This is a genomic window from Streptomyces sp. NBC_01276 (genome assembly GCF_041435355.1).
In the GTDB taxonomy this organism is placed as follows: domain Bacteria; phylum Actinomycetota; class Actinomycetes; order Streptomycetales; family Streptomycetaceae; genus Streptomyces.
Map to the genome: position 1 here is coordinate 766,567 of NZ_CP108442.1, position 17,359 is coordinate 783,925.

Sequence of the window (17,359 nt, forward strand, 5' to 3'; positions counted from 1 at the left end):
CAACAAGTATTTGACCTGTTGTTATCCGGAGAGAGGACTTTCATGTCCGCTCAACGGTCAAAAAGGGAACATTCCGCTTGGCCCCGGGCAGTTGAGCCCGGGGCCGAGCGGACGTCCGTCACATGCCCGGGATCTGACGGGCCTTGAACGCTGCGCGGACGGCGTCCGCCGCGGTTCCGCCGTACATGCGCTGAGCTGTCGCGACCGTCGTCAGCGCCGCGTCCTGGAAGCTCGTGCCGGGCGCGAAGCCGAACTGCGCGTTCACGATGACGCGGTCGGCGGTGCGGGACCCCAGGGCGCCCCGGATGTCGAAGAGGGCACGGGACCAGATCTCACCGTCGGCGTGGACCTCGCCCACCCTGTCCGCGTAGACCTTGGTCCCGTCGATCCGGCGCAGGCAGTGCGGGGCGGTGCTGTAGGACGTCGAGTCCCAGTCGGCGACGCACGCCGGGTCCGTCTTGCTCGGCCAGCCGCGGACGGCGTCCGCGTGGGCGCCGACCTCGACGGCCAGGTAGTCGCCGAAGGCCTCGCCGATCGCGCCGGCCTCCGGGGATGTGCCGAAGCCGGGTACCTGTGCGTTGTGCACGGCGTGCCCGTACTCGTGGACTATGACCTCGGCGTCCTCGGCGTCGTCGACGCCGCCCTTCCCGAAACGGATCTCGGCCTTCTTGTCCGTGAAGAAGGAGTTGTCGGCGCCGTACTGGTTGATACGGACCGGCTGCGCCCGGTCGTTGGCCCCGGGCAACTCGCTCCCGAAGCCGAGGCCCTGCAGGTACTCCTGCGCCTCGTTGACCCAGAAGTAGGCCATGACCTGGCCGAACCCGTCGTCCGCGCGGTCGTACCGGGCGGCGTCGGCTACCGTCGCGGGGGCGCCGGTCTCCGACCGGACGTACGCCCACTTCCCGGACAGCCCGCCGCTGCCGTCCAGGTTGTGCAGGGCGGCCGTGGTGTAGGCCGAGGCGGGCACGGCGTCCGCGGCGTCCTTGGCGTCGACGAGGGTCTGATCGCCCGAGGACTGCACGGGGTTGACCATGAAGATGCGCCCCTGGGGCAGGGAGGCGGCGGGGGCGGACCCGGTCGCCGAGGCCGGGCCGGCCAGGGTGAACAGGGCCACGGCGGCGGTGGCCGCCGCGGTCAGGCCGCGAGGGGAACGGCGGGGCATGAACATCCTCCTGTGATGGATGTGATGTGCCGGAGATTCGTCGGCGCAACGGTGCGGACGCGATCCTCGCCCAACCGGCCCCGCTTTGACCAGGCCTTGCGCCGGGCAATCCGTCCGCACCGTCACCACCGCCGCCGCCACCGCCACCGCCACCGCCAACCGCCATCCTCCCGGCCGTCAGCTTCCGGCAGCCGCGCCGAACTCGCCGCCGGCCGCGGTCGCTCCATGGACCCCGGGCCGGGCGTGGGAGGCGAACGGCGTGGAGCGGTCGGCCGTCGGGGCCACGTCCGAGGGCACGTCCGAGGGCACGTCCGAGGGCACGTCAGCGCGGCTCCGCGGTGATGCGGAACCTCAGCCGGCAGATCACCGCGTCGGTGTCCCGGCGTACCGCGTGGGCGACCAGCGAGCCACGCTGGTTCTGCAGCATCCGCTGCCAGAGGCGTTCCGGCTCGGTCTCCGGGATCAGGACGGTCACCTGGGTGTCCGGCTGCCGTTCCGTCAGCTCGCGGACGTAGCCCGATACGGGACGGCCCAGCGAGCGGGTCGGCGAGGGGAGTTCGACCAGCTCGATGCCGGGGTTCCACAGCTCCCAGTCGCGGCGCAGCGCTTCGGCGGCCCGCCGGTCCTCGGGCGCCGGGTGGGTGACGGTCACCGCCAGGACCTCGTCGCCGAGCGAGCGGGCAGCGGTCAGCGCCCGGCAGGTCAGCAGGGACAGCCCCGACACGGGGACGACGACCAGGGAACGGGAGCGCTCCGGGGGCTGCGGGATCCGGCCGAGCTCCAGGCGTTCACCGATCCGCCCGTAGGCGCGGTGCACCTTCTCGAAGGCGAGGACGATCAGCGGCAGGGCCACGACGATCAGCCAGGCCCCCTGGGTGAACCTGGTGGCCGTCACCACGACCGCGGACACACCGGTGAGCAGCGCGCCGAAGCCGTTCAGCGCGGCTTTCGCCCGCCGGCCGGCGGGGCGTTCCAGCGACCAGTGGCGGACCATGCCGACCTGGCAGATGGTGAAGCCGACGAACACCCCGATGGCGAAGAGCGGCACCAGGGTGTTGGCGTCTCCGCCGGAGAAGACCAGCAGGGCGGCGGACACCAGGGCCAGCCAGACCACGCCGTGCCGGTGGACCTGCCGGTCGGCCTTGAGCGCGAACACGTGGGGGAGGTAGTTGTCCCGGGCCAGCAGGCTCATCAGGACGGGCAGCCCGCCGAAGGAGGTGTTCGCGGCGAGGGCCAGCAGCACCACGGTGGCGAACTGGACGACGTAGAAGGCGGCGTTGTGGCCGAAGGAGGCGTCCGCGAGCTGGGCGAGGACGGTGACGCCCTCGACCGGCTGGAGGTGGAAGCGCCCGATGAGGATGGAGAGGCCGATCAGCATCACGCCCAGGAGCGCGCCGAGGGCGACCTCGGTGCGCTGGGCCCGGCGGGCGGCCGGTGCCCGGAAGGAAGGCACGGCGTTGGCGACGGCCTCGACACCGGTGAGTGCGGAGCAGCCGGCGGAGAAGGCCTTGAGCAGGAGCAGGGCGCCGACGGTGGTGGCGCCGTCGCCGAGAGCGGAGGCGTGCCCCGCGGCGGTCTCGGTGGACACCGGTCCGTCCCGGAACAGACCGACCGTGATCATCGCGAGGATCGAGCCGACGAACACGGCCGTGGGCACGAGGAACGCCTTGGCCGAGTCGACGACGCCGCGCAGGTTCACGGCCGTGACCAGCACGAGCACGCCCAGGCAGAGCCAGACCCGTTCCCCGTACAGCGAGGGGAAGGCCGAGGTCAGGGCGGCAACACCGGCGGTGACCGACACGGCGACGTTCAGGACGTAGTCCAGGATCAGCGAGGCCGCGGCGACCAGGCTCGTACGCGGGCCGAGGTGCCGCCTGGCCACCGCGTAGGAGCCGCCGCCGTCGGGGAAGGCTGCGATGACCTGTCGGTACGAGGCGACCAGTACGGCCAGCAGCGCGGCGATCGCCAGGGTCACCGGGAGGGTGAAGCCGAGGCCGTACCCCCCGGCCGCGGCGAGCACGAGCACGATCGACTCGGGGCCGTACGCGACGGAGGCCATGGCGTCCAGGGAGAGGGCGGCGAGGCCCTGGAGCGCGGTCAGCCTGTGCCGGTCCCCCGGCTCGGCCGCCGACCCGGCGCCGGTATCAGGGGGCTCCTCCTGGCCCGGCCCCTGGTCCGGTCCCTGGCCGGCAGCGGTCGGTTCTCCTGTGTGCATGGCCATGTCGCCGTTCCTCCGAAGTGGGCAGAGTGAGGACAGCGTCGGAGGCGCTCACCGCTGCCGTCGGCCACCTTGGCGAGATCCATACGCCGACCGGACCACTCTTCACGCGCTCCTTACGCCGAACCCGGCAGATCCTATGAGACGCGTCAATGCCTCGCCGGGGCGCGTGGCGCCGGGGACGACCGGAGGCGCTGCGGACATCGAGAACGGGGCCGGGCCGATCGTCGCGCCGTGCCTGCCCGGCCATCCGGGGACCGCGCTGGTCAGGCCCGAGAGGTGCTGAACCCGAGACCCCGCGTCAGGGCTGCGTCAAGGGTTGCCCCGCGACCGTATGGACCCCGTCAAGGTCGCTTAACGCGGAGGGCCACTCGCGCTTTGCTCGGTCTCGGCCACTCCGGCCGATTCCACTTCCACTTCATCACTTCATCAGGAGCTCACGATGGCCGATCTGGCCTTCGTCGTCACCACGGTCGCGGTGTTCGCGCTGGTGGCTCTCATCGCCCGAGGGGTGGCCAAGCTGTGACCGTCGAGAACATCGTCGGCCTCGTCGTGGCCGTCTCCCTGCTCGGATACCTCGTCCTCGCCCTCGTGTACCCGGAGAGGTTCTGAGCCGACATGAGTCCCCGGATCGCTGGTGTCCTCCAGCTCCTCGCTCTGGTCGCCGCGCTGGCCCTGGCCTACCGTCCGCTGGGCGATCACATGGCCAAGGTCTACTCCTCCGAGAAGCACTACAAGCCGGAGAAGTGGATCTACAAGGCCATCGGCGCCAACCCCTCCGCCGAGATGCGGTGGCCCGCGTACCTGCGCGGCGTCCTCGCCTTCTCGGCCGTGGGCGTCCTGTTCCTCTACGTCCTGCAGCGCCTGCAGGGCGTCCTGCCCGGCTCGCTCGGCTTCTCCGCGATCGACCCCGACCAGGCCTTCAACACCGCCGCGTCCTTCGTGGCGAACACGAACTGGCAGTCGTACGCCGGTGAGCAGGCGATGGGCCACGTCGTGCAGACCGGCGGCCTCGCCGTACAGAACTTCGTCTCGGCCGCGGTCGGCATGGCCGTGGCGGTGGCCCTGGTACGGGGCTTCGCGCGCTCCCGCACCGGTGAACTCGGCAACTTCTGGGCCGACCTGGTCCGGGGCACCGTCCGGATCCTGCTGCCGATCTCGGTGATCGGCGCGCTGGTCCTGGTCGCGTGCGGCGCGATCCAGAACTTCGCCGGCATCCACGAGGTCGGCCAGTTCCTGGGCGGTACGCAGCAGTGGAACGGCGGGGCGGTGGCCTCCCAGGAGGTCATCAAGGAGCTGGGCACGAACGGCGGCGGCTACTTCAACGCCAACTCCGCCCACCCCTTCGAGAACCCGACTCCGTTCTCCAACCTCTTCGAGATCTTCCTGATCCTCGTCATCCCGTTCGCGCTCACCCGCACGTTCGGCCGGATGGTCGGCAACCTGCGCCAGGGCTACGCGATCCTGGCGACGATGGCCGTCATCTGGCTCGGCTTCACGGCCCTGATGATGTGGACCGAATTCGCCCACCACGGACCGGCGTTCGAGGTCGCGGGCGGGGCGATGGAAGGCAAGGAGACCCGGTTCGGGATCGGCGGCTCGTCGATCTTCGCGGTGGCCAGCACCCTCACGTCCACGGGTGCCGTCAACTCTTTCCACTCCTCCTTCACCGGCTTCGGCGGCGGCATCGCGATGCTCGGCATGCAGCTCGGCGAGATCGCCCCCGGCGGTGTCGGCTCCGGTCTCTACGGCATGCTGGTCATGGCGATCATCGCGGTGTTCATCGCCGGCCTCATGGTCGGCCGCACCCCGGAGTACCTGGGCAAGAAGATCGGCACCCGCGAGATCAAGTTCGCGGCCTGCTACATCCTCATCACCCCGGCGCTGGTGCTGTGCTTCACCGCCGCGGCGATGGCCCTGCCCACCCCGGGCAACTCCATGGCCAACACGGGTGCCCACGGGTTCTCCGAGATCCTCTACGCCTACACCTCGGGCGCCAACAACAACGGCTCCGCCTTCGCAGGCCTGAACGCCGACACGCAGTGGTTCAACACCACCATCGGCCTCGCCATGCTGCTGGGCCGGTTCCTGCCCATGGTCTTCGTCCTCGCGCTGGCCGGCTCGCTCGCCGAACAGAATCCCGTCCCCGAGACGGCGGGAACCCTGCGCACGGACAAGCCCCTCTACGCCGGCCTGCTCGTCGGCACGATCGTCATCATCACGGGTCTGACCTACTTCCCGGCGCTCGCGCTGGGTCCGCTCGCCGAAGGGCTGGCGTCATGACCTCCGACACCAGGAAGCAAGAGGACGTCATGCCGACCGTGACTCCGACCCGCCCTCCGCACCAGGACGCGCCCACCGGCCAGAAGCCGGAAGGCGGCCGCGTCGGCACAGGGCTGTTCGACCCCGCGCAGTTGCTGAAGTCCTTCCCGGATGCGGTGAAGAAGCTCGACCCCCGCGTCATGATCAAGTCGCCGGTCATGTTCGTGGTCCTCGTCGGCTCGGTGGTCACCACCGTGCTGGCCATCAAGGACCCGACGGACTGGTTCGGCTGGGCGATCACCGCCTGGCTGTGGCTGACCACCATCTTCGCCAACCTCGCCGAGGCCGTCGCCGAGGGCCGCGGCAAGGCCCAGGCGGACACCCTCCGCAAGGCCAAGACCGACACCGTCGCCCGCCGCCTGACCCAGGACGGCCCGGGCGAGGAGCAGGTCCCCGGCACCGATCTGCGCATCGGCGACCTCGTCGTCTGCGAGACCGGTGACGTCATCCCCGGCGACGGAGACGTCATCGAAGGCGTCGCCTCCGTCGACGAGTCCGCGATCACCGGTGAGTCCGCCCCGGTGATCCGGGAGTCCGGCGGCGACCGCAGCGCGGTCACCGGCGGTACGAAGGTCCTCTCCGACCGGATCGTCGTCAAGATCACGACGAAGCCGGGCGAGACGTTCATCGACCGCATGATCGCCCTGGTGGAGGGCGCGGCGCGGCAGAAGACGCCGAACGAGATCGCGCTCAACATCCTGCTCGCATCCCTCACGATCGTCTTCCTGCTGGCGATCGTCACGCTTCAGCCGTTCGCGATCTACGCGGGCGCCGAGCAGTCCATGATCGTGCTGACGGCGCTGCTGGTCTGCCTGATCCCGACCACGATCGGCGCGCTCCTGTCGGCCATCGGCATCGCGGGCATGGACCGCCTCGTGCAGCGCAACGTCCTGGCCATGTCCGGCCGCGCCGTCGAAGCCGCCGGTGACGTCTCCACCCTCCTCCTCGACAAGACCGGCACCATCACCCTCGGCAACCGGCAGGCCGCCGAGTTCGTCCCCGTCAAGGGCGTCACCGAGGCCGAACTCGCCGACGCGGCCCAGCTCTCCTCCCTCGCCGACGAGACTCCCGAGGGCCGCTCCATCGTGGTCCTCGCGAAGGAGAAGTACGGACTGCGCGAACGCCACCAGGGCGAACTCGCCCACGCCGAATGGATCGCCTTCACCGCCCAGACCCGTATGTCCGGTGTGGACGTCGACGGCCGCAACGTCCGCAAGGGGGCGACCGGTTCGGTCATCTCCTGGGTGAACGAGCGCGGAGGCTCCGTCGCGGACGACGCGCAGGCGCTCACCGACACGATCTCGCAGGCCGGCGGCACTCCGCTGCTCGTCGCCGTCGAGGACGGGAAGGGCGCCCGGGTCCTGGGCGTCATCCACCTCAAGGACGTGGTCAAGGAGGGCATGCGCGAACGGTTCGACGAGCTGCGCCGCATGGGCATCAAGACCGTCATGATCACCGGTGACAACCCGCTCACCGCCAAGGCCATCGCCGAAGAGGCCGGTGTCGACGACTTCCTCGCCGAGGCCACCCCCGAGGACAAGATGGCCCTCATCAAGCGGGAACAGGCCGGCGGCAAGCTCGTCGCCATGACCGGCGACGGCACCAACGACGCCCCCGCCCTCGCCCAGGCCGACGTCGGCGTGGCCATGAACACCGGCACCTCGGCCGCCAAGGAAGCCGGGAACATGGTCGACCTGGACTCCAACCCCACCAAGCTCATCGAGATCGTCGAGATCGGCAAGCAGCTCCTCATCACCCGCGGCGCCCTGACCACCTTCTCCATCGCCAACGACGTCGCCAAGTACTTCGCGATCATCCCGGCCATGTTCGCCGTGGTCTACCCGGGCCTGGACAAGCTCAACATCATGGGCCTGACCTCCCCCGAGTCCGCCATCCTGTCCGCCGTCATCTTCAACGCGCTGATCATCATCGCCCTCGTCCCGCTCGCCCTCAAGGGCGTGCAGTACAAGCCGACCAGCGCCGACAAGATGCTCCGCCGCAACCTGGGCCTGTACGGCGTGGGCGGTCTGATCGCCCCGTTCATCGGCATCAAGCTCATCGACCTGCTCATCACCCTCATCCCCGGAATCGGCTGATACCCGCCATGAACAACTCCGTAGGCAACACAGCACGTCTGATCGGTGCGGGCCTGAGGGCCCTGCTCGTCCTGACGATCGTGTGCGGCGTGCTCTACCCCCTCGCCGTCACCGGGATCGCCCAGGCCCTGTTCAACGACAAGGCCAACGGCTCCGAGATCAAGGACCAGAGCGGCAACGTCGTCGGATCCTCCCTCATCGGACAGCGGTACGACCTGCCCAAGAAAGATCCGAACGACGCCGACGAGGCCGCGAGGCCCGACCTGAAGTGGTTCCAGCCGCGCCCCTCGAACGGCCTGGGCAGCAACAGCGTCAACACGCAGTACTCCCTCCTCCTCTCCGGCGCCACCAACAAGGCCGGCGACAACCCGGACCTCGTCAAGCTGGTCGAGGACGCCAAGGAGGCCGTGGTCGCCGACAATTCGACGGCGACCCACAAGGTCGATCCGCGGGACGTGCCGGCGGACGCCGTCACCTCCTCCGGCTCCGGCCTCGACCCGAACATCTCCCCCGAGTACGCCAAGCTCCAGATCCACCGGGTCGCCGAGCGGCACGGCCTCGACACCAAGCAGGTCGAAAAGCTCGTCGCCGACCACACCCGGGGCCGCACCCTCGGCTTCATGGGGGAACCCCGCGTCAACGTCCTCGAACTCAACACCGCCCTCAAGGCACTGACCGAGAACTGATGGTCCGCCTCACACGAGCCGAGAGCCGGCGGAGTGCGCACCGTTCGCACCCCGCCGGCTCCTCACCGTTCCGCTCACGAAGAAGGAAGGCTGCACACCGATGACCCGGGTGCTGGTGGTGGAGGACGATCCCCAGCTCGTCCGTGCGCTCAAGATCAATCTTCAGGCGCGCAAATTCGAAGTCGAGGAGGCTCCCGACGGCAGCTCCGCCCTGCGGCTCGCAGCGGCCCGCAGACCCGACGTCATCGTCCTCGACCTCGGCCTGCCCGACATGGCCGGCATCGACGTCATCAAGGGGGTGCGGGGGTGGAGCCGGGTCCCGATCCTCGTCCTGTCCGCCCGGCACACCTCGGAGGACAAGATCCGGGCGCTGGACGCCGGTGCCGACGACTACGTCACCAAGCCCTTCAGCATGGACGAACTCCTGGCCCGGCTCCGCGCGGCCACCCGGCGGCAGGCGGATCCCGAGCAGCGGACCAGCGACATCACGCTGGTCACGACCGACGGGTTCACCCTGGACCTGCTCGCCAAGAAGGTCCGGCGCGGCGACCTCACCGTACGGCTCACCCCGACGGAATGGCACCTGCTGGAGATCCTCGTCACCCACCCGGGTCACCTCGTCTCCCAGGGCCGGCTGCTGCTCGAAGTCTGGGGCCCGACCTACAGCGACAACACGAACTACCTGCGCGTCTACATGGCCCAGCTCCGGCGGAAGCTCGAAGCGGACCCTTCCCACCCCCCGGTACCTGATCACGGAACCGGGCATGGGCTACCGCTTCGAACCCTGACCCACCCGGACCCGCCCGACCCACCCTGGACCGCGCGGCGCCGGCGGTGGCCTGACGATGGTCCTCACCCTGCCCGCCCGCAGGAAGCGGTCGTACGCCGCGCCCTGCCGTCAGCAGATCTCGCCCGGGGCTGCCGCGACGGCCCTCAGCAGGTCTCGCACCAAGTCGAAATCGATGTCCCCCGGCTTGCGGAACCGCAGACAGCCCTTGCCCATGTCCTGCCCGGCCAGCCGCTCCTCGAACGCCTCCCTCACATCGCTGCGCATGAGGTAGAAGGAGACGTACTGCTTCTGACTCGCGAAGGCGATCTCGGCGGCGCCCTCCCGCTCGTAGGCGGGCATTCCGTACGCCATGACCTCGTCGAACCCCTTGAGTTCGGCCCGGCACAACCGCCTCAGCCTGGTCAGGGCCTCCCTGCGCGCGTCCGGCACCTCGGCCAGGTATCCGTCGACGTCGCCCGCTCCGCTCCGCACCATGCGGTGAGCCTAGTCCAGCCTCCCGGTGCCGGTCCCTTCGAACACGGCCCGGGGCGGGTCGGGCGCGGGCGGAGCGTCCGGGGCGGGCTCGGCCGGCTCCGTCACCGCCATGGCGGGACCTCCGCCGGCGGCGCCATGTGCCGGCGTTGCGCGCGGTAGACCGGCAGGCCGCACAACAGGGCCGCCGCGGCCAGCAGGAAAGGGGCCCAGTAGCCCCACGAGGTGCGGCTGGTGTCGCGCGAGTACCAGATGAAGAGGATCGAGAACGCCAGCGAGACCACCGCGATCACCATGTCGCGGGCGAACCGGGCACCCTGCGCGTGCCGCCGGTCCGCCAGCCTCCACTTGATCTGCGCTCCGGCGGAGAGCGCGTACGGGAGGGCGGCCGTGATGCCCGTCATCAGCACCAGCGTGGTGAACACCGAGGTGCCGCCGGACCCGGAGTAGTTCACGATCACCGCGACCGACGCGAGCACGGTCGAGGCGACCACCCCGAATGCCGGCACGCCCTTGGCGGACAGCTGCTGGAACCGCGCCGGCAGCAGCCCGTCGTGCGCCGCCGCGAGCGGCATCTCCGCGCAGATCATCGTCCAGCCGTTCAGCGCGCCGAGCCCGGAGATGATCACGGCGACGGCCATGACGTTCCCGGCCCAGGTCCCGCCGAAGATCACGTTCGCGGCGTCCGAGAACGGCGCGGTGGAGTCCTTCAGCCGCGCGGCCGGCAGGATCCCGAACACCGCGACCAGGGAGAGCATGTACACCACGGCCGTCGCCAGCGTCCCGGTCACGGTGGAGCGCGGGATGTTGCGATCCGGATCGCGCACCTTGCCCGCGGCCACCGCGACCGTCTCCACCCCGAGGTAGCTGAACAGGCCGATCGCCATGCCGCCGCCGATGGCCGCGACGGTGCTCTCGCCGCTGATGTTCGCCGGGCTGTAGTTCGCCCCGTCCACGAAGAACAGTCCGACGGTCGCCATGAAGGCCAGCGCCGCGAACTTCAGCACCGTGGTGACCACCTGCACGAGGCCCATCTGCCGCACCCCGACGAGGTTCACCAACGCGGACAGCCACAGCGCGGCCAGCACCAACAGGACCGAGAGGAAACGGTTGTGCCCCTTGTTCAGAAACACTTCGACGTACAGCACCCAGCCGACCGCGATCGCCGCGTTGCCCGCCCACGCGGTGATCCAGTACGACCACGCGCTGAAGAACCCGAGCGTGTTGCCGTACGCGGTGCGCGCGTACGCGTAGGGGCCGCCGTCCGCGGGCAGCCGCCGCGAAAGCGCGGCGAACAGAAGCGCGAGCGCCAGCGCGCCGATGGTCGTCAGCCCCATCGAGTACAGGCTGATCGGCCCGTAAGTGGCCAGCGAGGTCGGCAGGTTGAAGACTCCGACACCGATGATCGTGCCGATGATCAGCGCGGTGGCGCCCCGCAGCCCGAAACTGCGCTGAGCCGGGCCGGCGGGCCGCGGCGATCCAGTGCCGTCGTCCGACGCGTTCGGAGCCGCCATGGCTCCCTCCCGTCGCTCCGAGGACGTCGGGCCGCCTCGACACGGGCGATCCAGGCCATGCGCCGAGCCTCAGCGCGCCACGCGTGCCGCGCAACAGCAGGAGGAGGGGGCGTGGCCCGCCCGGGTGAACCCGTACGGCATACGGATGAGCCGCCCGAACCGGCCAGGAGCGTTTCACAGCCCAGGTGATCTTGGAGTTTGGCGGCGCTCAGCGGGGGGCGGCGGGTGCAGAGCGCGGAGATGCCCGCCGCCCGCCTGCCGGCCGTGATGCTTGCGGACGCCGGACCATCGCCCGGCTGCGGGTCTCTGACGAGGCGGCCTGTGTCTTATCGACGCTGGCGGCCCTGGAAGGCAACCGCGGACAGGTCAGCAGCCAGTTCGACCGCCTGGTAGCCGTAGGTATCCGCCGCGTCGACCCGCAGCATGAGGCAGAACCGATCGACCGATGCGACCGTCTTCGACAGACGCCGGTAGTCGCGCTTGAGGAGGTACACAGCCGCCTGGTTCGCGATCGACGACTGCCCCATGATGACCAGGACCGGCTGTGTGGACTGCGGAGGGGTGAACTTCGCGACCAGAGCATGGTCCCTCCGCCCCTGCTCGTGCACGAACCGCTGCTCTCCGACCGTGAAGTCACCAGCCGGGTTGACCTTCACACCCGGCAGGTGCGAGGCCACGTACTCGACGTTGCGCTGGTTCGACCCCAGTCCGCCGACGCTGAGCTCGGTGCGATCCCCGTTGAGTTCACGCGCGTCAGCCGCGACAAGGGAGAACGGACACCCGGCCTCCTCGGCGAGCATCGCAAGCTCGATGATCGCGTACACGTCGCTGTGGTCGGTGACAGCGGGCATTTGCCAGTGACTGTTCAGGATGATGACGCACGGCACGCCGGGCTGCAGACCGAGAAAAGCCTGCTTCTGATGCAGGAGGCGGGTCGTGCTCGCCCTTTTCCAAGCCCATACGGATCCGCCGCTGACAATGCTCGTGACGAGCCCGATCACGATGTTCAGCACTGCATCCGACACGAACGCCCCCCAGCCTCGTCGTGATGGCACGATCAGATCAGCGGCTCAGCTTACTGATCGACTGCCCGGCGCGGCGGGCGAAGGGCGCTATCGGTCAGGGCGGTTGGCAGGCCCGTTGCACGGCAGGGCGATCGGACGGGCGGAGCGGCTGCGAAGCCCGGCCGATCCGCGGCGGCGGCGCGGAAGGCGTCAACCCGTTGGTGAGCGTCGCGCTGATCGCCGCGTCGGCAGTCCGACCCCGCCGGAACGGACACCGTGGCGGTGGACGGCAAGAGCGCACGCGGCTCCCGCACAGGCGATATGCCGGCCGCCCATCTGCTGGCCGCGATGACCGGCGACGGCCAGACCGTCACCCGCCCTACGACCCGGCCGGCATCACCCTCACCGCGGACGCCCTGCACACCCAGCGCGACCACGCGCACTTCCTGGTCGAAGAGAAGAAGGCCCACCACCCGCTCGTGGTCAAGACCAACCCGCCCGAACTCCTCCGCCGGCTGCGGTCACCGCCGTGGAAGGACGTCATCGCCCACCGCTGCGGTTGATGCGGTGCGAGAGGCGAAAGAGCGAGGTCAAGCCTCCGTGGACCCTTCGGGGCTGTCCTTGCTTTCGGCTATCACCTTGCCGCCGACAAAAGCCACACCCAGGGCGGCTACCGCACCGACGCCAACCACCACCTTCTTGAGCATCCCGTCCAGGAACCGCTTGTTCTCGCTGTCCTTCTCGAACTCCATCCTCCCGGTCTCCTGGATCCGCTCGATGATGTATTTCCTCTCCTCCCAGCCCAGGTCACCCCTGTCGAGTTCGCGCTTGAGGATTTCCCTTATTTCCTGGCAGGCCCGATGGAAATACTTCTGGCTCTTCTTGTTGGCCGAGAGCGTGGACTCGTGCGCCTTCTCCATCACGCCCACGATGCCCATGGCGAAATCCTTGAACACGGGGAACTGTTCGACGATTTTCAGAGCCACTTCGGTGTCCATGTCAGGCATCATGGCTGCGAACCTGATCATCTTCTCCTTGGAAAGGTTCCTCCAGGAGTCGATTCCCAGCGCCTGCTTGACATCGTCTTCGTTCTTGTATCGCATGCTGTGGTTCCGTCCGCCGTCCTGTGTCATTTTCCCCAAACCCTTACGACGACCCCTGAAGGCCGGCGGCCCAGCCCGGCGGCGCATTCCCGTCTGGGTCCCCCCGGCGTCCGCCCGCTCGGATGCGGCCCGGGCGGACCGCCACCCCGCGATCTCCCCCACCACCAGACGAGGATGAGCTCCTCGACGCAATGGCACAGGAGTTGATCACCGGGTGTCAGGCTCGGTCGACTTCCCCCCTCGGCGTGGGAGGCGAACGACCCAACCTGCCGGGCCACTTCATCGCATGGCGCAGAGCGTAACCCCCTCGTTCCGGTTCGAGTCCTGCCACGTCACGGATTCGGTGCCGGGCGACGTGCGACGTGCGACACTGCGGCGGCCGCTGGGCGCACGACGGTCGTCCAGTGGTCCAGGACCGAGGGACCCCCGCCGGCACGAGACGCGTCCGACCCGCAGCGGGTCGTCCCGTTCCACGCCTGCCGGCAGTCCGCCGACTGCCGGCAGGCGGGTCCGGTGTGGCGGGAAGGCGAGCCCGGCCCAGAGTGCGGCATCCATGGGTACCGGCACCGCCCGGCACCCGGCTGCCACATGTCTCCGGTCTGCGGACGGACCGGCACCAGCACCAGGTCAGCGACCGGCTCGCCGAACCCCGGTCCTGCCAGGTCCAGCCGCTTCGCGCCTTCCCCGGCGGGCAGCAGCGCACCAAGTGCCCGGCCGAGGAGCTCCACGACCGGTCCGGGCGCCACCTCGACGGGCGCGCCCCCGGCGGCCACCACCACCCGGGCAGCTCCGCCCGGTCCATGACCGGCCGCTCCGGCGGGCCGAGCAGCCGCACCACCGCCTGCGGGACGAGCCGGACGACCTGCCAGCATCCGCAGTCGTCCATCCTCGTTCCGACCGGCAGGTCGCAGCCCAGGCAGGCGAGGTTCGGCCCGTCCCTCCCGTCGATCCCCATGCAGTAGCCCCCCGCCCGCTCAAGGATCAGCCTGGTGCCGCGCATGTCGCCGGGCGCGAGGAGGACGGTGCCCGACGGCCCCTCGGACAGTGCACCGAACGGCGCGAAGCGCCCCAGCTCCGCCGCCTCGCGCGCCCCGACCTCGTCCCACTGCCGCCACGGCGGCCCGTACGGCGCGGGGTCGACGGCGTAGGACCCAGCCTCCATCAGTGGCGGGTGCAGCTCCTCCCAGTGGGTGTCGGCCAGGTGGATCGGCAACGCCACCTCCGACACCGCCTCCGTCAGGACCGCACCGCAGCCCGCACACCCGAAAACCGCCAAGCCGTCCCTCCCGCCGTCGAAGCCTCTGCATCCCACCAAGCAGGCGGACCTGGGAGCTCTCACCGATCTTGTAGCAGGTCACGTCATCGACTGGCCAGCCTCGTCCTCGCCGGCCAGACGGCCCCCTGGAGGTCACGCCGGCGTGGCCGTTCTCGCGCCACTGGCGCCGACGCTGTCCGGCGAACAGACCGACATCACCCCATCAAGTTCAGCAGTAGCAGGTCGGAGGCTGCCCCGTGCGAGAACCGTGCTGATCACGCCGAGCACGGTCACGCCGTGCCAGCCTGACCCCAACTCCGGCATACCGACGCACCAACGAAGAGAGGTCGGATGGCAGCCCGTCACGAGGTCGGTCGATACCTCTACTGGTCAGATCGAGCAGTCCGGCAAGTCGCCGAGGAGAACGGCATCGAGCTCACGGGACGGCGAGCCTGGACCTTCGGCCTCTCACTCATCGGCCTCCAAGGAGGCATCGGGCCCCGGCAGCGCGTGACGCGGAACCGGCTGGAGGAGGCGCGCCGGCTTGAGCGTCACCTCGGGTCCGCGGCCACGGAGAGCCTTGACCTGGAACCTCCGGCCTCCTACGTCAAAGGTGTCGGCAAGGTCGAGTTCGCCGAGTTCGCCGCGTGGCACACACGGGGAGCCGCAGTCATGCACGTTCAGCTTCGAAACGTGCACGGCCGGAGGGTCGACCTCTGTCTGTTCGGAAGCAAGGACAACGTACGCGGCTTCGGTCCGAGCGACGGCTTCGTCGACGGCTGGACGTCCTCGGCGGCGCCGGCGGTCGAGGAGCTGTTGCGCACCAGGGGCAGGCGGAACACGTCCCAGTGGGACGACCCGCAGTCCCGGTCCGTGGAGGCATTGGAGATCGCTCTCGACCAGGGGTTCTCCAGCACCACCGAGCACAGGGGACACCCCGAGACCCGCGGGTTCACCATGGGGCACGGGGGCCACTGCGAGTTCGTCGCCGAGATCTACACCGACGTCGTACTCGACCCCACGCGGTGGAACCTCGACGGCGAGTCGGCCGGTGCCGAACGCATCATGGTCGGAAGGCCGCTGTGGATCCGGACGATGACCCCCGACGCGGTCGTCCGGTACACCGATCTGCGCAACGGACCTGGCTGGGCCCGCCGACGCAGGCTGCGGCCGTTGCGCTCCCTGAGCAGGCGGCCACAGACCGGGATCACTGTGCCGGAAGTCGCGTCAGTGGAGCTTGGGACAACGGAAGCCGGCTCGCTCAATCCAACTCGGCGGCGGAGGTTCTCCCGGGCCCAGGACTGACGTCCACAGCCTGTCATCCACCCCACCGCATCCGTCCCGAGGGGGAACGACAGCAGGCAGCCTGCCCAGCTGACGGTCTTGGGCGGGACCGCGTCAGGCTGCCGGCGAGCGCTGCCATCGCAGCAGAACCGCTGTGGCGACAGCCAGGCCGCACAGGATCCAGCACGGAACCCGCCAGGGCGAAGTCGGCCCAGACGGGCCATCCGTCGCCGGATCCGGCGACCATGGGCCACAGGAGCAGGGTCAGGGACCGGACGGCGCAAGCGGCGCAGTCGGTGGACCGGGCTGCCGCCGTGGATCTTTCCTCGGACGGAGGGCGGCCGTATCTGCTCCTGGGCATCGACGGGGTCGACCTACCCGGCCACCTGTGCGGTCCTGCTGACCTTGCTGGCGGAGGTGGTCCCTTCGATGCGATGCATGGCGGCCGACGGCGAACTGCTCGTTCACTGGAGACCGCCAGGGGCAGGCCGAGGCTCGCAGCAGAACGGCAACCCCATCGGCGTCGCCGGACCCACGGCGCCGGCGACACCTCCGGATGTCCCCCGCGATCTGTTCCCCGCACACACAGAGACCGAAGCCTCCGCGTAGCGGAAGAAGACCGGTCCTCTTCTCGAGCATGACGCTGTCGGCCGCGACGCGTCCATCAAATGAGTACGAGGGGTGTCCGCAGTCCGGAGGCCTGCCACCTCACTTGAGTTGGCAGTGGACGTCCACGATGCCCTCCACGGAGTGGGTGAGGCGTGCGGCCAGGGGGATCAGGTCGCCGTCGCGGACCTCGCCGGTCAGGGTGGCGACCCCTTGGGTCACGGTGACCTTGACGGCTCCGCGGGAGAGGGGGAAGAGGTGGTCGACGACGGTGCGGCGGATCTCGGCGGCGAGTTCCTCGTCGGTGCGGAGGAAGACCTTGAGGAGGTCGGCGCGGCTGACGATGCCCTTGAGGGTGCCGTCGGCGTCGACGACCGGGAGGCGCTTGATGTGCCGGTCGGCCATGAGGCGGGCGGCCTGGGGAAGTGTGGAGTCGGGGTGGATCGTGACGGCCGGGGTGGTCATCATGTCCTCGGCGCGGGTGGAGCCGGCCTTGGCGGTGTCTCCGAGGCGGCGCATCTGCTCGACCAGGCCCGGGCGGTGCTCGTGGAACTCCTCCTTGGGCAGGAGATCGGCCTCGGAGACCACGCCGACGACGTGGCCCTCGCCCTCGATAACGGGTAGGGCGGTCACCTTCCAGCGCTCCATCGCGGTGGCGATGTCCTTGAAGCCGGTCGAAGGGGTGACGGCGATGACCTTGGTGGTCATGACATCGGCGACGGTATAGGGGGTGGAGGTCATGGCGAGGTCCTCAGCGTGCGTAGTTGAAGATGCGGGTGCCGGCCGGGAAGGTCACCTGGTGGGAGTGGGCGAGCAGGGCTTCGCGGGCTTGGGGTGCCATCGCTTCG

The 17,359-nt window shown here is 69.7% G+C and carries 14 protein-coding genes and 1 pseudogene; 8 read left to right on the forward strand and 7 right to left on the reverse strand.

Annotated features, from left to right (window positions below):
* Positions 1-118: 118 nt before the first annotated feature.
* Positions 119-1,162 (reverse strand): M36 family metallopeptidase, encoded by a 1,044-nt coding sequence (locus tag OG295_RS03105; protein WP_371675414.1) that lies wholly within the window; start codon positions 1,160-1,162, stop codon positions 119-121.
* A gap of 322 nt (positions 1,163-1,484) precedes the next feature.
* Positions 1,485-3,383 (reverse strand): APC family permease, encoded by a 1,899-nt coding sequence (locus OG295_RS03110; protein WP_371675415.1) that lies wholly within the window; start codon positions 3,381-3,383, stop codon positions 1,485-1,487.
* 519 nt (positions 3,384-3,902) lie between these two features.
* Between OG295_RS03110 and kdpF the strand changes: the two genes are divergently transcribed.
* From kdpF to OG295_RS03135, 5 genes and pseudogenes are all read left to right on the forward strand, one after another.
* Complete coding sequence (gene kdpF / locus OG295_RS03115; RefSeq protein ID WP_042817481.1) at positions 3,903-3,992, forward strand: K(+)-transporting ATPase subunit F; 90 nt, start codon at positions 3,903-3,905, stop codon at positions 3,990-3,992.
* Between the two features lie 6 nt (positions 3,993-3,998).
* Positions 3,999-5,663, forward strand: a complete 1,665-nt coding sequence (gene kdpA / locus OG295_RS03120; RefSeq protein ID WP_371675416.1) for a potassium-transporting ATPase subunit KdpA — start codon at positions 3,999-4,001, stop codon at positions 5,661-5,663.
* The gene (kdpB, locus tag OG295_RS03125) at positions 5,660-7,798 is read left to right on the forward strand and encodes a potassium-transporting ATPase subunit KdpB (protein ID WP_371675417.1); all 2,139 of its coding nucleotides are present in this window, start codon (positions 5,660-5,662) and stop codon (positions 7,796-7,798) included. The genes kdpA and kdpB overlap by 4 nt, the downstream gene beginning before the upstream one ends.
* A gap of 8 nt (positions 7,799-7,806) precedes the next feature.
* Positions 7,807-8,484 (forward strand): potassium-transporting ATPase subunit C, encoded by a 678-nt coding sequence (locus tag OG295_RS03130; RefSeq protein ID WP_371675418.1) that lies wholly within the window; start codon positions 7,807-7,809, stop codon positions 8,482-8,484.
* Between the two features lie 100 nt (positions 8,485-8,584).
* Positions 8,585-9,272: pseudogene (locus OG295_RS03135) on the forward strand (response regulator).
* Between the two features lie 110 nt (positions 9,273-9,382).
* Here OG295_RS03135 and OG295_RS03140 read toward each other — a convergent pair.
* The 3 genes from OG295_RS03140 to OG295_RS03150 all read right to left on the reverse strand — a co-directional run bounded on the left by OG295_RS03140 (position 9,383) and on the right by OG295_RS03150 (position 12,284).
* Complete coding sequence (locus tag OG295_RS03140; protein ID WP_371675419.1) at positions 9,383-9,748, reverse strand: iron chaperone; 366 nt, start codon at positions 9,746-9,748, stop codon at positions 9,383-9,385.
* Positions 9,749-9,849: 101 nt separating this feature from the next.
* The gene (locus OG295_RS03145; RefSeq protein WP_371675420.1) at positions 9,850-11,259 is read right to left on the reverse strand and encodes an APC family permease; all 1,410 of its coding nucleotides are present in this window, start codon (positions 11,257-11,259) and stop codon (positions 9,850-9,852) included.
* 326 nt (positions 11,260-11,585) lie between these two features.
* Entirely contained in the window at positions 11,586-12,284 is a 699-nt protein-coding gene (locus OG295_RS03150) for a hypothetical protein (RefSeq protein WP_371675421.1), read from the reverse strand.
* 23 nt (positions 12,285-12,307) lie between these two features.
* Here OG295_RS03150 and OG295_RS03155 point away from each other — a divergent pair, with 23 nt between their 5' ends.
* Positions 12,308-12,826, forward strand: coding sequence for a hypothetical protein (locus OG295_RS03155; protein WP_371675422.1), 519 nt, complete (start codon positions 12,308-12,310; stop codon positions 12,824-12,826).
* A 27-nt stretch (positions 12,827-12,853) separates the two neighbouring features.
* On the opposite strand, the gene OG295_RS03160 is transcribed toward OG295_RS03155, so the two are convergent.
* The gene (locus OG295_RS03160) at positions 12,854-13,531 is read right to left on the reverse strand and encodes a hypothetical protein (protein ID WP_371675423.1); all 678 of its coding nucleotides are present in this window, start codon (positions 13,529-13,531) and stop codon (positions 12,854-12,856) included.
* Positions 13,532-13,908: 377 nt separating this feature from the next.
* Between OG295_RS03160 and OG295_RS03165 the strand changes: the two genes are divergently transcribed.
* A complete protein-coding gene (locus OG295_RS03165) occupies positions 13,909-14,328 on the forward strand; it encodes a hypothetical protein (RefSeq protein WP_371675424.1) in 420 nt (139 codons plus the stop codon).
* A 644-nt stretch (positions 14,329-14,972) separates the two neighbouring features.
* Complete coding sequence (locus OG295_RS03170) at positions 14,973-15,926, forward strand: hypothetical protein (protein WP_371675425.1); 954 nt, start codon at positions 14,973-14,975, stop codon at positions 15,924-15,926.
* 687 nt (positions 15,927-16,613) lie between these two features.
* Here the strand turns inward: OG295_RS03170 and OG295_RS03175 are convergent.
* Positions 16,614-17,252: a CBS domain-containing protein gene (locus OG295_RS03175; RefSeq protein ID WP_371675426.1), complete on the reverse strand. Its 639-nt coding sequence runs from the start codon at positions 17,250-17,252 to the stop codon at positions 16,614-16,616.
* Positions 17,253-17,359: the final 107 nt, after the last annotated feature.

What these genes read in the sequence shown, in the direction of transcription:
- OG295_RS03105 (WP_371675414.1), bottom strand. Translation starts at nt 1,162, where the DNA reads ATGCCCCGCCGTTCCCCTCGCGGCCTGACCGCGGCGGCCACCGCCGCC.
- OG295_RS03110 (WP_371675415.1), bottom strand. Translation starts at nt 3,383, where the DNA reads ATGGCCATGCACACAGGAGAACCGACCGCTGCCGGCCAGGGACCGGAC.
- kdpA (WP_371675416.1), top strand. Translation starts at nt 3,999, where the DNA reads ATGAGTCCCCGGATCGCTGGTGTCCTCCAGCTCCTCGCTCTGGTCGCC.
- kdpB (WP_371675417.1), top strand. Translation starts at nt 5,660, where the DNA reads ATGACCTCCGACACCAGGAAGCAAGAGGACGTCATGCCGACCGTGACT.
- OG295_RS03130 (WP_371675418.1), top strand. Translation starts at nt 7,807, where the DNA reads ATGAACAACTCCGTAGGCAACACAGCACGTCTGATCGGTGCGGGCCTG.
- OG295_RS03140 (WP_371675419.1), bottom strand. Translation starts at nt 9,748, where the DNA reads ATGGTGCGGAGCGGAGCGGGCGACGTCGACGGATACCTGGCCGAGGTG.
- OG295_RS03145 (WP_371675420.1), bottom strand. Translation starts at nt 11,259, where the DNA reads ATGGCGGCTCCGAACGCGTCGGACGACGGCACTGGATCGCCGCGGCCC.
- OG295_RS03155 (WP_371675422.1), top strand. Translation starts at nt 12,308, where the DNA reads ATGGCACGATCAGATCAGCGGCTCAGCTTACTGATCGACTGCCCGGCG.
- OG295_RS03170 (WP_371675425.1), top strand. Translation starts at nt 14,973, where the DNA reads ATGGCAGCCCGTCACGAGGTCGGTCGATACCTCTACTGGTCAGATCGA.
- OG295_RS03175 (WP_371675426.1), bottom strand. Translation starts at nt 17,252, where the DNA reads ATGACCTCCACCCCCTATACCGTCGCCGATGTCATGACCACCAAGGTC.